At 39.0% G+C, this 15,307-nt stretch carries 17 protein-coding genes; 15 read left to right on the top strand and 2 right to left on the bottom strand.

Annotated features, from left to right (window positions below; translation table 11 throughout):
• The first annotated feature begins 6 nt into the window (after positions 1–6).
• A complete protein-coding gene (locus HUU81_RS09885; RefSeq protein WP_199608795.1) occupies positions 7–648 on the top strand; it encodes an HAD-IA family hydrolase in 642 nt (213 codons plus the stop codon).
• Here HUU81_RS09885 and HUU81_RS09880 read toward each other — a convergent pair.
• Positions 645–1,253, bottom strand: a complete 609-nt coding sequence (locus tag HUU81_RS09880) for a Maf family protein (RefSeq protein WP_199608794.1) — start codon at positions 1,251–1,253, stop codon at positions 645–647. The genes HUU81_RS09885 and HUU81_RS09880 overlap by 4 nt on opposite strands.
• A gap of 162 nt (positions 1,254–1,415) precedes the next feature.
• Between HUU81_RS09880 and yceD the strand changes: the two genes are divergently transcribed.
• The 14 genes from yceD (at position 1,416) to HUU81_RS09810 (ending at position 13,528) form a co-directional block, all read left to right on the top strand.
• Positions 1,416–1,934 carry a 23S rRNA accumulation protein YceD gene (gene yceD, locus HUU81_RS09875; RefSeq protein ID WP_199608793.1) on the top strand — a complete coding sequence of 173 codons (519 nt, stop codon included), beginning with the start codon at positions 1,416–1,418 and terminating at the stop codon, positions 1,932–1,934.
• A gap of 16 nt (positions 1,935–1,950) precedes the next feature.
• The gene (rpmF, locus tag HUU81_RS09870) at positions 1,951–2,121 is read left to right on the top strand and encodes a 50S ribosomal protein L32 (protein ID WP_199608792.1); all 171 of its coding nucleotides are present in this window, start codon (positions 1,951–1,953) and stop codon (positions 2,119–2,121) included.
• Positions 2,122–2,133: 12 nt separating this feature from the next.
• Complete coding sequence (plsX, locus tag HUU81_RS09865) at positions 2,134–3,162, top strand: phosphate acyltransferase PlsX (RefSeq protein WP_199608791.1); 1,029 nt, start codon at positions 2,134–2,136, stop codon at positions 3,160–3,162.
• A 211-nt stretch (positions 3,163–3,373) separates the two neighbouring features.
• A complete protein-coding gene (gene fabD, locus HUU81_RS09860) occupies positions 3,374–4,303 on the top strand; it encodes an ACP S-malonyltransferase (protein WP_199608790.1) in 930 nt (309 codons plus the stop codon).
• A gap of 14 nt (positions 4,304–4,317) precedes the next feature.
• Positions 4,318–5,052: a 3-oxoacyl-ACP reductase FabG gene (fabG, locus tag HUU81_RS09855; RefSeq protein ID WP_199612019.1), complete on the top strand. Its 735-nt coding sequence runs from the start codon at positions 4,318–4,320 to the stop codon at positions 5,050–5,052.
• Between the two features lie 190 nt (positions 5,053–5,242).
• Positions 5,243–5,479: an acyl carrier protein gene (acpP, locus tag HUU81_RS09850; protein ID WP_199608789.1), complete on the top strand. Its 237-nt coding sequence runs from the start codon at positions 5,243–5,245 to the stop codon at positions 5,477–5,479.
• A 90-nt stretch (positions 5,480–5,569) separates the two neighbouring features.
• Positions 5,570–6,808 carry a beta-ketoacyl-ACP synthase II gene (gene fabF, locus HUU81_RS09845; protein WP_199608788.1) on the top strand — a complete coding sequence of 413 codons (1,239 nt, stop codon included), beginning with the start codon at positions 5,570–5,572 and terminating at the stop codon, positions 6,806–6,808.
• A gap of 180 nt (positions 6,809–6,988) precedes the next feature.
• Complete coding sequence (gene pabC / locus HUU81_RS09840) at positions 6,989–7,801, top strand: aminodeoxychorismate lyase (protein WP_199608787.1); 813 nt, start codon at positions 6,989–6,991, stop codon at positions 7,799–7,801.
• Positions 7,785–8,780: an endolytic transglycosylase MltG gene (gene mltG / locus HUU81_RS09835; protein WP_199608786.1), complete on the top strand. Its 996-nt coding sequence runs from the start codon at positions 7,785–7,787 to the stop codon at positions 8,778–8,780. The genes pabC and mltG overlap by 17 nt, the downstream gene beginning before the upstream one ends.
• The gene (tmk, locus tag HUU81_RS09830; protein WP_199608785.1) at positions 8,780–9,409 is read left to right on the top strand and encodes a dTMP kinase; all 630 of its coding nucleotides are present in this window, start codon (positions 8,780–8,782) and stop codon (positions 9,407–9,409) included. The genes mltG and tmk overlap by 1 nt, the downstream gene beginning before the upstream one ends.
• Positions 9,403–10,353, top strand: coding sequence for a DNA polymerase III subunit delta' (gene holB, locus HUU81_RS09825; protein WP_199608784.1), 951 nt, complete (start codon positions 9,403–9,405; stop codon positions 10,351–10,353). The genes tmk and holB overlap by 7 nt, the downstream gene beginning before the upstream one ends.
• Before the next feature lie 3 nt (positions 10,354–10,356).
• Entirely contained in the window at positions 10,357–10,683 is a 327-nt protein-coding gene (locus HUU81_RS09820; protein ID WP_199608783.1) for a PilZ domain-containing protein, read from the top strand.
• A 20-nt stretch (positions 10,684–10,703) separates the two neighbouring features.
• Positions 10,704–11,480: a TatD family hydrolase gene (locus HUU81_RS09815; protein ID WP_199608782.1), complete on the top strand. Its 777-nt coding sequence runs from the start codon at positions 10,704–10,706 to the stop codon at positions 11,478–11,480.
• 161 nt (positions 11,481–11,641) lie between these two features.
• Positions 11,642–13,528: an alkaline phosphatase D family protein gene (locus HUU81_RS09810; protein WP_199608781.1), complete on the top strand. Its 1,887-nt coding sequence runs from the start codon at positions 11,642–11,644 to the stop codon at positions 13,526–13,528.
• 493 nt (positions 13,529–14,021) lie between these two features.
• On the opposite strand, the gene HUU81_RS09805 is transcribed toward HUU81_RS09810, so the two are convergent.
• The gene (locus tag HUU81_RS09805) at positions 14,022–15,065 is read right to left on the bottom strand and encodes a Leu/Phe/Val dehydrogenase (RefSeq protein WP_199608780.1); all 1,044 of its coding nucleotides are present in this window, start codon (positions 15,063–15,065) and stop codon (positions 14,022–14,024) included.
• Positions 15,066–15,307: the final 242 nt, after the last annotated feature.

Here is a 15,307-nt window from a genome sequence, read left to right as displayed (position 1 = left end):
AATGTAATGAAGTATAAATTGGTTATTTTTGATTGGGATGGCACTGTGATGGATTCGGTTGGACGAATTGTGTCATCAATGCAAAATGCTGCGCGTATAATTAATTGTGATGTACCCAGTGATCATGACGTTAAATCAATTATCGGTCTAAGCCTAGAAAAAGCGGTAGCGATATTATTCCCTCAACAAAGCGTTGAGCAGCATCAATCACTTATATTGCATTATCGTAAACAATATAAAGAAGATAATAGTGTGCCTACACCGTATTTTTCTGGTGTGGCGCATGTATTGAGTACGTTTAAACAGCAAGATGTATTACTTGCTGTTGCTACAGGGAAAGGGAGGCAAGGATTGGAGCGAGTTTGGGGTGACTACAAGGAGTACTTTTCTATTTCTCGATGTTCAGATGACGCTCAATCAAAGCCTCATCCTGAAATGATTGAGCAAATCTTAACAGCGCTAAATATTGAAAAAAGTGAAGCGGTGATGGTAGGTGACAGTATTCACGACTTGGCCATGGCTAACAGCGCTGGCGTGGATAGCATAGGAGTAACCTATGGTGTTCATAGTGAGCAAGAGCTTCAAGTATATAATCCAATTGCGGTGATTGATTCATTTGAAGAAATATTAACGGTGACTAAGTATTAGTATTCGTCTGGCTTATTGAGCAAGACGTTAAAGTCAAACTGCTGCAAAATATGATTCAAACGTATTAAAGGTAAGCCAATAAGTGCGTTTGGATCATCGCCTATCAGTTTTTCGAATAACGAAATACCCAGTCCTTCACACATAAAACTACCAGCACAATGGTAGGGTTTTTCTTTTAAAAGGTAATTGTTTATTTCACCTTCTAAAAGTGTTCTAAACTTTACCGTAAAAGGCTCCACTTCCGTAATTTTTTGTTGCGTAATACAGTTGATTACGGTTATTGCTGTTAGAAACGTAACTTGCTGTCCACTGAACATAGTTAGTTGTTTCACCGCTTTTTCATGGGTGTAGGGTTTTCCAATCGCATTATCGTTGAAAACAGCAATTTGATCTGAGCCAATAACCAATGTTGCTTCTTGTTGGTGACGCAGGGCAACATTTCTGGCTTTTTCAATAGACATGCGTTTTACAAAATGTTGTGCAGATTCATTAGGTTGCCCAATTTCCTCAACGTCAGGCTGTTCAGTTTTAAATTTAATTGCAAATTTTTCTAATAAAGCCTTACGATATGGTGAAGTAGAAGCTAAAATGATGGCCGGTTGCATAGCGTTTACTCTTATAATGATGAGATTGTTGTTATTTAGGTGGTAAATAGTAACGCATTTAAACTAAACCGTGGGTAGAACATGACTGGAGATCTAAAAAACAATGAAAATTACAAGATTTTCTTTGACTCTTCTGCTAGCGATCTATAAACTGCGCGCCTTATGCAAAAAGTAAATATTCCAACCACTATAGATCCGGTTCGGGCTGCTCAAAAACGATTGTCTTACGACGGTATCGTGCCTGTGCAGGAACTTAGCCGCTTAAGCGAATTATTCGTTGAGGCGGATGGTGATATTAAGGTAAAAGTTAATTGCAATATTGATGAACAAGGTCTTGTAGTTATTTCTGGCGAAGCGAGTTATAGCGGCAATGTTTTGTGTCAACGTTGTAATGAAAAAATGAAGCAGGATTTGGCAACAAACTTCTTTTATACGCCTTTAACCCAGCGTACTGAAGAAGAACAGATCCCAGAAGAATACGAGACATTTGCTCTTGATGACGCTGGTGAGATGATGCTAAGACAGGTGATTGAAGATGAGTTAATCATTGCCTTGCCAATTGTTCCTATGCACGACCCTGAGTCATGTGCATACCAAGGAACAATGAGCTGGGGTAAATTACCTGAAGCAGCGGAAAAACCAAATCCATTTGATGTATTAAAAGAACTTAAGCGAAAATAATTTAGGAGAAGGGTAAATGGCGGTACAAAAGAATCGTAAAACTCGTTCTAAGCGCGGCATGCGTCGTTCACACGATGCTATTAGTGGTCCAACTCTTTCTATCGATCCAACGTCTGGTGAAACGCATCGTCGTCACCACGTTACTGCGGATGGCTACTACAAAGGTCGTAAAGTACTAGCTCTTTAAGGCGGTAACTTTGTGCAGAACAATCTAACGATTTCGTTAGATATAATGGGGGGCGATTACGGCCCCCGTTCTACTATTCCTGCAGCTGTTGATGCTGTAAATATCTATTCTGAACTCACACTTATTCTTTGCGGTAATTCGCAACTTATCCAAACTGAGCTTAATAAGCTCGATGCTTTATCTCATCCTCGACTTCTGATTGAACATGCTGAACAAGTAGTTAATATGGATGAAAAGCCCGCATTTGCATTACGTTCAAAAACAGACTCATCCATGCGCGTTGCACTCAATTTAGTTGAACAGGGCAGGGCACAAGCTTGCGTTAGCTCAGGTAACACAGGTGCGTTATTTGCGATGGCATATTATGTCTTAAAAACGCTTTCAGGTGTAAAACGTCCTGCCTTAATAACGTCATTACCTACCACAACCAAAAAACCTGTTTATTTATTAGATTTAGGTGCAAATATTAGTTGTTGTTCAGAGACGCTTTTTCAATTTGCCTTTATGGGTTCAACCATGGTTGAGCACGTAGAAGATATTGAGCAACCACGTGTTGCATTACTTAATATTGGTGAAGAAGAAATAAAGGGCAACGATAAAATAAAAGCGACTGCTAAAATGCTAAGCAATGCAGAGCACATAAATTACGTTGGTTACATTGAAGGTAGTGATATATTTTCAGGTAAAGCGGATGTCGTTGTGTGTGAAGGCTTTGTCGGCAATGTAGCACTAAAAACCTGTGAAGGTATCTCTAACCTAATTATTACCAAAATAAAAAGAGCAATGCAGAAGTCTGTAGCAAGCAGAATATTAGCCTTTGTTCTCTTACCAGCGTTAAAAAAACTCTATAAAAGGGTGAACCCCGACCAGTATAACGGCGCAAGTTTGATAGGATTGCGCGGCATCGTAATTAAAAGCCACGGAAACGCGTCTCGAAGTGCATTTTTAAGTGCAATAGATGAGGCTGTACGTGAAGTGAAAAGACAAATTCCTGAAAAAATTAGCAACAAATTGGAACATGCTTTAATTACAGAAAAGTAGATATTTACTTTTTTAAGTAGTAGAGACTTTTTTTGCATAAAAATACAACTGTTAAACTGGCTTATACCTTGTTTTTATTTCTTTAGGCTTAATATCAAACAGAAGTCGCATTATATGTTTTTATCTAAGTCGTTATATTTAATAGACTTAGTTAAACGTCGAAAACTAAAAAATAAAAACAATTTCCAGTTGAGCTATTTAAGGTAAACAAATGAATCATTCCGCAATAATATTTCCAGGGCAAGGCTCACAAAGTGTGGGTATGTTGAAAGAACTACATGATGAGTACCAAGTTGTTCGTGATACCTTTACTGAAGCGTCTGACGTGTTAAATTACGATCTATGGCAATTAGTGAACAATGGCCCTGAAACAGAATTAAATGAAACACATCGAACGCAGCCTGCATTATTGACAGCAAGTACCGCTATTTGGCGGGTATTTGCGTCACTTACCGACAAGCGTCCTGCTTACCTAGCTGGGCACTCCTTAGGTGAATATTCTGCACTTGTGAATGCAGGTGTACTTAATTTTGCTGATGCAGTGCAACTTGTTGAGCAGCGTGGCAAATTTATGCAGCAAGCTGTACCAGCTGGTACTGGCAGTATGGCCGCTATCATTGGCTTGGATGATGATGCAATTAAACTTGCATGTGAAGAAGCCGCTCAAGGCGATGTTGTATCACCGGTGAACTATAACTCGCCAGGGCAGGTAGTTATTGCAGGTAATAAAGCAGCGGTAGAACGTGCTGGTGAAGCTTGTAAAGACGCAGGCGCAAAAAAAGTAATGCCCCTTAGTGTCAGCGTTCCTTCGCATTGTGCGCTAATGAAACCTGCGGCTGAGCAATTAGCTGAGATCCTTTCGTCAATTTCTATCAAACAATCTAATTTGCAAGTTATTAATAATGTTGATGTTTCAATAGAAAGCAATGAAGAACAAATAAAAGATGCGCTTGTTCGTCAATTATTCATGCCAGTTCGCTGGACTGAAGTAGTGCAATTTATGGCGAATAATGGCGTTACTGAACTATATGAATTTGGCCCTGGAAAAGTATTAACAGGGCTTACTAAGCGAATCGATCGATCGATTTCAGCTAAAGCTGTCAATGATATCGCATCCATCAATGCGTTAATTGGAGAATAATTATAATGAGCTTTATGAGTTTGGAAGGTAAAGTTGCACTAGTAACAGGAGCTAGCCGTGGTATTGGCAAAGCAGTAGCTGAAAAGTTAGTCAGCTTAGGTGCCACTGTAATTGGTACCGCAACATCAGAAAATGGCGCGGCAGCAATCAGTGATTATTTGGCAGATAATGGGAAAGGTTATGTGCTAAATGTTACTCAAGATGCTTCTATTGCAGCATTATTTGAAGCGATAAAAGAGCATCATGGGCAAATAGATATCTTGGTAAACAATGCTGGGATCACTCGCGACAATTTAATGATGCGTATGAAAGATGAAGAGTGGTCTGATATTTTAGATACTAACTTGTCATCGGTGTTTAAGCTAAGTAAAGCTGTTCTTCGTGGTATGATGAAGAAGCGCAACGGGCGAATTATTAATATTGGTTCGGTTGTCGCAACAATGGGGAATGCAGGGCAGGCTAATTACGCAGCTGCAAAAGCGGGTGTGATTGGCTTTTCAAAGTCACTAGGTCGTGAAGTTGCTTCTCGTGGTATTACTGTGAATGTAATAGCACCGGGATTTATCGATACTGATATGACAAAAGAGTTAAACGACGAGCAACGCGAAGCGATATTCTCGCAAGTGCCTGCTAACAGGTTAGGACAACCAGAAGAAATTGCGTCTACGGTAGCGTTTCTAGCGTCTGACGAAGCTGCATACATTACAGGTGAAACTATTCACGTGAATGGCGGCATGTATATGGTTTAATTTGCAGTTAAAGTTGCAAATAAGTTAAAACTAGTTCATAAATAACAGCGAAGTGTATTGATCAGGAGAGTTATCAGGTTTGACCACTAGCAAATTCATGCGCCTAAACTTGAAACCTCAAATTTGAAAGAATACACTACCCGCAAAATTCATAAAAGTGCGCGATTGCGTAGAGAAAAAGGAAAAAAAAATGAGCAATATCGAAGAACGTGTATCAAAAATCATTATTGAACAACTTGGCGTAAAAGAAGAAGAAGTAAAGTCAGAAGCTTCATTTGTTGATGATTTAGGTGCAGACTCTTTAGATACAGTTGAATTAGTAATGGCTCTAGAAGAAGAGTTTGATACTGAGATCCCTGATGAAGAAGCAGAGAAAATCACTACTGTTCAATCTGCTGTAGATTATATCAAAGCTCACGCTGAGTAATTCTATTTCAAGAATTTTGTAAGACAGGCAGCCTAGGCTGCCTTTCTTTTTCCTCTTTATTTTTTAGTTACCCCATATTTGGAGGAAGATGTGACTAAACGCCGAGTTGTTGTAACGGGAATGGGCCTTTTAACCCCTTTGGGTAATTCTGTAGATGCTACCTGGAACGCCTTAGTAAAAGGTGAAAGTGGGATCACTGATATTACGCACTTTGATGTATCTGAATACAACACAAAATTTGCAGGCCAAGTAAAAGACTTTAATGTCGAAGAGTACATGGCAAAAAAAGATGCAAAGAAAATGGATTTGTTTATCCAATATGGAGTAGCTGCTGGTGTTCAAGCAATCAAAGACTCTGGCCTAGAAATTACTGAAGCAAATGCACCTAGAATTGGCGCTGCAATAGGTTCAGGCATTGGTGGCTTAGGATTAATTGAAGAAAACCACGCTAAATTATTATCAAGCTCACCTCGTAAGTTATCTCCTTTTTTTGTTCCATCTACCATCATTAACATGATAGCGGGTCATCTTTCTATTATGTTCGGCTTGAAAGGCCCTAATATCTCAATCGTAACTGCGTGCACTTCGGGTGTTCATAATATCGGACATGCAGCAAGAATGATTGCGTATGGTGATGCCGATGCGATGGTGGCAGGAGGAGCAGAAAAGGCGTCTACTTGTTTGGGTATGGGCGGGTTTTCTGCTGCACGTGCGCTATCAACACGTAATGATGATCCACAATCGGCTAGCCGTCCTTGGGATAAAGACAGAGATGGATTTGTTTTAGGTGATGGTGCAGGCGTTATGGTGCTAGAAGAATATGAACACGCCAAAGCTCGCGGAGCAAAAATATACGCCGAATTAGCAGGCTTTGGGATGAGCGGTGATGCTTTTCATATGACGTCGCCTCCTGCTGATGGTGAAGGAGCCGCAACTGCGATGGAGAATGCCATTAAAGATGCGAACGTTGCCAAGGATAAAGTTGGCTATATCAACGCACATGGCACTTCAACTATGGCTGGTGATTTAGCTGAAACTGCAGCTGTAAAGCGAGTGTTTGGCGATCATGCTAAGGCGTTAGCTGTGAGTTCATCGAAATCCATGACAGGACATCTATTAGGTGCTGCAGGTGCTGTGGAGTCTATATTTACTACGTTAATGTTAAACCACTCCGTTATTACACCAACGATTAATTTAGATAACCCAGATGAAGGCTGTGATTTAGACTATGTCCCGCATGAAGCGCGTGATGCTAAATTAGAGTATGCACTATGTAATTCATTTGGTTTTGGTGGAACTAACGGCTCTATTTTATTCAAAAAGATATAAACATACTTTAAGTTTGATGCGTTCTTTGCGTATCTTACCGTTGAATAATTAGGTAATATTTAAGGTAGAACCTTATACAAGGCCTGATACTGATACATGAGCAGTGTAATTAGTATCAGGCTTTTTTGCATTCGTACTATACCTTCATAGTTAGCGCACTGAATATAATTGGAAGTGAAGATGGAAAAGTGGTGTGAAGATAATACTATTTCAACAACTAACCGCGCCTATCATTTTGGTGACGGCTGTTTTACCACGCTAGCTGTTAGGAACGGAAAGCCTGAACTATGGTCATATCATCTTCAGCGCTTGCAGCACGACTGTGGCAAGCTGCATATTTTATTTAATTTCTTTGAGCCCTTATCTGAACGGGTACGACAACTGAGTAAGGAAATACAGTTTGGTGGGCTAAAAATAATTATTAGTCGGGGAGAGGGCGGCAGAGGCTATTCAGTTAATGCTGTATCCGAACCCATTGTTACTATACACCCATTCGAGATCCCTTCGCATTATTCTGTTTGGCAGCAATCTGGCATAGCCTTGTCGGTTGTTGAATTAACATTGGGTCATGCACCAAGCTTAGCAGGCATTAAGCACTTAAATAGATTAGAACAAGTTTTAATTAAACAAGAGATTGAAAATAAAGGTGATTTTGATGGTGTTGTAAGTGATGTTTATGGCAATATCGTAGAAACAAGCATTGCAAATATTTTTTGGCTTAAAAAAAATCAGTGGTATACACCCGCTTTAACATTTGCCGGGGTAAATGGCGTAATGAAACAATTTATTTGTGACAATATTCCAGCACTCCATGATGTAAAAGAAGTGCTAGAGCCAATAACCACTTTGAGCGATGCTGATGCTGTATTTATTTCTAATTCATTAATGGCTGTAACACCGATCACTGAAATCGGTAGTTATTCATTTAATAAAGAATTAGTACTTCCCATTATTTCTCAGGTTAATGAGTACTTAAGTGATCAAACAGCTTAAATTTTTATTGTTTCTAGTCATAATTTCCATCTTCATGGTAGGAAGTTATACATTTCTTTATTTTCCAAAGCAAACACTGAGTCAATCTGGTTTATTTGAAATAAAGCAAGGTGAAAGCTTTAATCAAGTTTGTCGAAACTTAGTTAAACATCAGCACATATCAGCATGTGGGCCTTTAAAGTGGTATACCAAAATCCATAAAGATCTTCGAAAAATAAAGTTTGGGGTATATAAACTCGAACAAAGCGACACTGTGTTGCAATTACTTACAAAGCTTTCATCAGGTAAGCAATTTATGTTTGCTGTCACATTAGTAGAAGGCAAGACATTAAGGGAATGGTTAGCAACCTTAAAAGATGTACCTCAACTTAAGCATGACTTGCAGGGGCTGAGCTATCAAGGCATTGCTAATAAATTAAATATTGAGAGAGACAATCCTGAAGGGCTTTTTCTTCCTGAAACGTATCGTTTCTCAAAAGGCACTTCTGAAAGTGCAATATTAGAGTTGGCACACAATAGCCTTAACCTTAAGTTGGAAGAATTATGGCAGCGTCGTGCTGAGGACTTACCTTTAACGGATAAATACCAAGCGCTAATACTTGCTTCCATCATTGAAAAAGAAACAGCAGTAGCGAACGAACGCCCCGATATTTCAGCTGTATTTATTAATCGACTCAGAATGAAGATGCGCTTACAAACTGATCCTACCGTTATTTACGGTATTGGAGAAACTTTCAACGGTAATATCACAAAGGCTGATCTTAGGCGTAAAACACCTTACAATACATACCGTATAAAAGGGCTGCCTCCAACTCCAATAGCAATGCCAAGTGAAGCTTCTATTGAAGCTGCGTTAAACCCCTCTAGTGCAGACTATATATATTTTGTAAGCATGGGAAACGGCAAGCACTTTTTTTCTAAAACATTAGCAGAACACAACAAAGCTGTTCGCAAATATCAACTGAGAAACGAAAATTAATGTATTCAGGTAAGTTTATTGTAGTGGAAGGGCTCGAAGGAGCTGGTAAATCAAGCGCTATTAAAGTTATTGAGTCTTTCCTTACTCGTAATGGTAAGCCATTTATTAATACGAGAGAGCCTGGCGGAACGCCGCTTGCAGAAAAATTAAGAGAGTTAGTGATACAAACTTCTGAAGAGTTTTTAACCTCAGAAGCTGAGTTGATGATGATGTATGCAAGCAGAGTACAACTAATTCATAATGTGATTAAGCCACATTTAGAAAAAGGCACTTGGGTAATTGGAGATAGGCATGATCTGTCTTCGCAGGCCTATCAAGGTGGTGGTCGTCAATTATCTACACAATTACTGCAAACCTTGCGTGCAGCGGTTCTAGGTGATTTTAGACCAGACCTAACGTTATATATGGATATAGAACCAAGTATCGGGTTGAGCCGTGCGCGTGGAAGAGGTGAGTTAGACAGAATTGAACAAGAAGACGTGTCATTTTTTGAACGAACTCGTGCCCGTTACTTAGAAATTGCCAAGCAAGACGACTCAATTATTACAATCAATGCTGAACATGATATGAGTACAGTACACCAAAACATTCTTAACCAACTCGAGCAGTGGTTTGAACATAAATGCTAGCACCATGGCTGTTATCTTTCGCAGAACAAGTATTTGAAAACAGAAAAAATGGGCGGCTTCATCATGCGTTGCTATTTTATGGCACCAAAGGTGTTGGCAAAGCACCGCTTAGCCAGCAGATATCAGCACAATTGTTATGCAGCGCAGATTTATATTTAACACCTTGTGGCAATTGCCAGTCGTGTACATTATTTTCGGCAGGTAACCATCCAGATTTACTGATTATTGATGGTGCTGAAAAGTCTATTGGTGTAGATGAAGTACGCGCGATTACAGAGTTCATTAATAAAACATCCCAACTAAAAAACAACAAAGTAGTGCGCATAATTAATGCCGAAAAGATGAGTGAGTCAGCTGCAAATGCCTTACTCAAAAACCTTGAAGAGCCGTCTGCAAAAGTTTATTTAATTTTAACGTCTTCAGATATTAGCCAGCTATCAGCAACAATAACGAGTCGGTGTACCAAACATCGAATTAATATTACTGACAAAGCAAATGCAATTGAGTGGATAAAAAGCCAAGTAAATACAGCCAATTACAATGTAACTGAATTGCTGGCGCTAAGTGGCGATGCACCTTATAAAGTAATAGATTGGGCAGAGCAGGGACGAATTGAACTTATTTATCAGATCATTGAGCATATTAAACATTGGTTGAATGGATCAGAAAGCAATGAAAAGCTCCTAACGTTGCTCGCTCAGTTGCCGGATGGCGTTACCATTCTAATGAACCAATTATCGTTATACTTTTATCAACGTTTGACTGAACAGCATAATCAAACACAAGAGTTAGCGAATGAATCGTGTTATTTTGAATCATTTAGCAGTATTATAGAGCAATGTTTACAGTTTGTTAGAAACGAGCAGCATGCAGTTGGCTTGAATCATAATATGCAGTTGCGGTCCTTGCTTTATAAAATAGAAAGAACGTTATGTCGGGAGTAGAAGTTGGAAGAGATCCCAGTTGATTTTCAAGATTTGAAAGAACTTTACCGATGCTACATGCCATATTTAAAAAATGGCGGCATTTTTATCAAAACACTTAATAATTACTCAATGGGTCAATCTATTGCACTAGATGTGATGCTGCCAGACGCGTTAGAGTCAGAGCGTGTGTCAGGCAAAGTAGCTTGGATCACGCCTAACGGGGCGCAAAATTCGACTCCAGCTGGTGTAGGAATTGGTTTTATCGATGATAAAAATAATGTGAGGGATAAAATTGAAAAGCTGCTTGGCGGCATGCTTAATTCAGACGATCCTACCTATACTATGTAAATAACCCTCGGAAAAATATTGTGTTTATAGATTCTCATTGTCACCTAGATCGTCTTGATTATGATGATTTAGGTACTGATATTGCTGGCGTTATTGAAAATGCCGAACAAGCTGGTGTGTCACATTTTTTGTGTGTATCAGTAACGTTAGATGCTTTCCCTACGATGCTGGAAAAAATCTTACCTTATAAAAATGTATTTGCCTCTTGCGGTGTACACCCATTGGATCATAAAGAAGCATTCAACAGTGAAGAGCTCATCTCGCTTGCACAACACGACAAAGTAGTTGCAGTTGGCGAAACAGGGTTGGATTATTTTTATGCCAAGGAAACACAAAAAATCCAACAAGAAGCATTTGTGCAGCATATTGACGTCGCAAATAAGTTGAATAAGCCTTTAATTATCCATACCCGTGATGCGAGAGCTGATACCATTGCGATGATGCGTGAGCACCAAGCAGATAAATGTGGGGGTGTATTACACTGTTTTACAGAAAGCTGGGACATGGCAAAAGCTGCGTTAGACTTAGGTTTTTATATCTCTATTTCAGGTATTGCCACCTTTAGAAATGCAGCTGAATTAAGAGATGTGGTAAAAAAGATCCCGCTGGATAGGCTGTTAATAGAAACAGACTCGCCGTATTTAGCGCCCGTTCCTCATAGAGGTAAGCAAAACCAGCCTGCATATGTAAAACATGTATGTGAGTTTTTGGCTGATCATTTGAATATTGACTCGCGTGAGTTGGCGAAACAGACTTCAGATAACTTCTTTTCGCTGTTTCCTCTAGCACAGCGATAATGCTATTGGCAGAGCGTAACATGCTTACGCTCTGACTCATTTTTTAACTCTCACCTCTAAAATTTAAGCCTGCTATTCAGATATTTTTACAAACAATCTTTGCTTATTATCAATAATTTCAGTCTAATAGCGTCATGATTTTCTATGAATGAGAGACTGTAGTGGCTAACTCTCCCATTATATGTGGACCTTTTTTAAGACATTGCTCAATTGAATTTATTACGGTTTGGTTTGTAAGTCGTGTAAAGGCAGCTTATGTTCTTGAGTTAATTGATGAGCAAGACGATACTTTTAGTGATCATCAAGAATTTAATAGCATTTCTTTAGGTGAAGAGTTGCATATATGCAACATAAAAATGCATGTACCTAAACCGCTACACAATACGCCTGAATCTAAAACAAGGCAGTTCCATTACCAACTTTATTTACAACAAAATGAGCAATTAGAGTTAATTGATTTTTCGCAGCTTGCTTTTGATAATGACAACCAAGCATTACCTCGGGTAATGGTAAGCAAAAATGTACAGTTGTTATTACATGGCTCTTGTCGTAAACCTCATCATCCTAGTAAAGATACATTTGCTGCCATTGATAACGAGTGCAATGAACGGATTGGAAAAGCACAACGACTCCCTGACTATTTAATAATGTCAGGCGATCAAGTATATGGTGATGATGTAGCAGGGCCCATGCTTGTAGCAATTCATGCCTTGATTAAAAAACTTAAGTTTTATTCGGAAGCGTTACCAGAATCTGCTGAAGTAAGTTTAGATATGTTACTTGATAACCAATATCTGTACGGTAGACACTCGCTATTACCTCATTATGATTTTAAGAAATGGGCGTTCTTTAAAAAGTCTGAGCCTATCATTTCTTCCTTATATCGCCAAAATCATTTAATTACGTTGTCAGAATTTATTGCTTTGTACTTACTCACATGGTCTTCAGCATGCTGGGAATTAATATGGGATGATGTGTGTGATAAGGCGAAAGCGTTACCCAAAAGCTCACAATCACGATATAAATACGAGCTATCCATTATTGAGTCGTTTAAAAATGGCTTAGCCAGTGCACAAAGGGTAATGGCAAACGTCCCCTCAGTAATGATGTTTGACGATCACGATATTACCGATGACTGGAACCTCTCAGCGCAGTGGGAAAGTAGGGTATACGGGCACGCGCTAACTCGACAAGCAATAGCAAACGGATTAGCAGCCTACGCACTGTTTCAAGACTGGGGAAATCAAATTGATCAATTTAACCAAGATTGGTTAGTGCACTTTAAGGCACTCGAAAAGAAAAAAACGCTTACGTTAGCCGAAACATCTGATTTGCTGCTTGATTATGACAAGTGGCACTTTGAATTAAATACTCATCCTACAATTATAATGCTTGATACGCGTACCCATCGCTGGCGTTCAGAAGGGGCACTCAATAACCCATCCGGCTTAATGGATTGGGAAAGTTTATGTGAGTTAGAAGAGCAAATTACCAGCGAAGCTAAGTCAGTGATTATTGTGTCTCCTGCTCCCATACTTGGCGTTAAACTTATTGAAGTTATTCAAAAAGTATTTGCGATGGTAGGTAAAGAGCTGTTAGTGGACGTAGAGAATTGGATGGCTCATCCGGGAACCGCTAAAAAAATATTAAGCATGATGCTTAATACAAAATCACCCGATGAAATTATCGTATTGTCTGGCGACGTACATTATTCATTTTGTTTTTCTGCCAATGAACGATTAAAAAAAGATAACGGAAAAATTTGGCAATTAACGGCAAGTGGCATTAAGAATGAATTCCCAGCTGGCTTATTAAAGGTACTGGACAAGCTGAATCGCTTTTTATATGCAAGAAAGAGCTTTTTCAATTTATTTACCCGTCGAAGAAAGTTAGCAATTAAGCATCATAAAAGTACAGATAAAACTCATAGTAGGCTTTTTGGTACGGCGAATATTGGAATGATACACCTTCATCCAAATGGCACTTTGGCTAACTATACGTTGTTGCAGAATACAGGCGAAAAAACCAGGTTTATATTAGGAAAATAAGTTGAAACAACAGTGTTTTAGCAAATAAAAAGCGCCCAGAACGAATCCTCATTGTTCTGGGCTTAGGGGAATGGCTCATTGTTGAGCCGTGCGCTAACTTTTCTTTCAGCACCTAATATTTAGGGTGAAAACTAGTTAAAGTTTAGCCCACATTTAGAATATTGGTAATTTTTCATTAAAAAATATAAGTCTTATAAATCATAAGGTTACTATGCTTATACAAAATTACTAAGAATTTATTCACAGGTTTATACGTTTTTATGCGCATAAAATATTCTAGCGACCTTGGTATTTATCGACTCACCAGTAAATGATACTGAGATATAAATTATACGAAGATAAAGAGAAGCTTTGCGAAAAGTAAGGCTAGCAACGGAGTAGGGGTTACTATTGATGTGAATGGTAAGGTTATGGGAGAGATGTTTTTAACAGAATCTCATGCCAGTAGGCACTAGCATGAGATTAAAGTATTACACCAAAGTTATTTCAGGTGTTACTTATGGCCTTCAGCGATAATTTCTTTAGCCATTTCATCGGCAACTTCATGTGTAGAAATTTGCTCGTTATCAGAACGCTTAAAAATCTTTAAAAGCGTGTCGTAAATGCCATTTACTTTTGCAGTAGATTTGTCTGCACAGTAACCTTCAGGATCTTGTTCGAATGATACATTGATAATGCCACCCGCATTGATTACGTAATCTGGTGCGTACAAGATACCGTTTTGACGTAGTACTTCACCATGACGAGGTTCAGCAAGTTGGTTGTTTGCACAGCCTGCTACTACTTTCGCTTTTAATTGAGGGATAGTTTCGTCATTGATAGTTGCGCCTAATGCACATGGTGCGTAAATATCTACATCTTGAGCGTATATTTCATCTAAGCCAACTGCAGTTGCGCCAAACTCTGTTATTGCTTTATCAATTGCCGCTTGATTAATATCAGTAACAACTAATTTGGCACCTTCTTTGTGCAAATGCTCGCACAGGTATAAACCAACGCTACCCAGTCCTTGTACAGACACTTTAATGCCTTCAAGCGAATCAGAGCCAAATTTGTGTTTAGCTGCTGCTTTAAGGCCAAGATAAGTACCTAGCGCGGTGAAAGGAGCAGGGTTACCACTTTGACCTTCCAAACCAAACACATAGTCGGTCTCTTGGTTGACGATCATAATATCGCCAGTGGTGATGTTTACATCTTCTGCAGAGTAGTACTTACCGCTAAGAGATTGTAAAAATTGTCCGAACTTGCGGAATAACGCGTCTGACTTGATCGTTTTAGCATCACCAATAATGACTGATTTACCGCCGCCAAATGGTAAGCCTGCGATAGCGTTTTTATACGTCATGCCTTTAGATAAGCGAAGTACATCAACTAGTGCATCATCTTCGTTTGCATAGTTCCACAGTCTACAACCACCAACTGCTGGACCTAAGTTAGTATTATGAATTGCTATGATCGCCTTAAGGCCAGTTTCTTCATCAGAACAGTAAACAACTTGCTCGTGATTGTCGAAATCCACTTTATTAAAAACAGCCACTAATATTTCTCCGAATAAAATGAGGTGATGACAAGTATGTAGCGTATTTCATTATTGTTTAAATCTAACGCTAGATAGTCAAAACACGCCTGATTTTTAGCGCGGGCACTTTAGCACTTCAACTAAAGTATCTCCATCTTTTTCACGAAAAAGTTACTGGTCTTACCACGATTGTAAGATAGCACTTGCGATTTTGAACTCGACAGAATACATTTAGTCATCGATTTAAAGGTACATTATTA

It is taken from the genome of Flocculibacter collagenilyticus (genome assembly GCF_016469335.1).
Lineage (GTDB): Bacteria > Pseudomonadota > Gammaproteobacteria > Enterobacterales > Alteromonadaceae > Flocculibacter > Flocculibacter collagenilyticus.
This window is presented reverse-complemented; position numbering and strand designations above follow the sequence as displayed.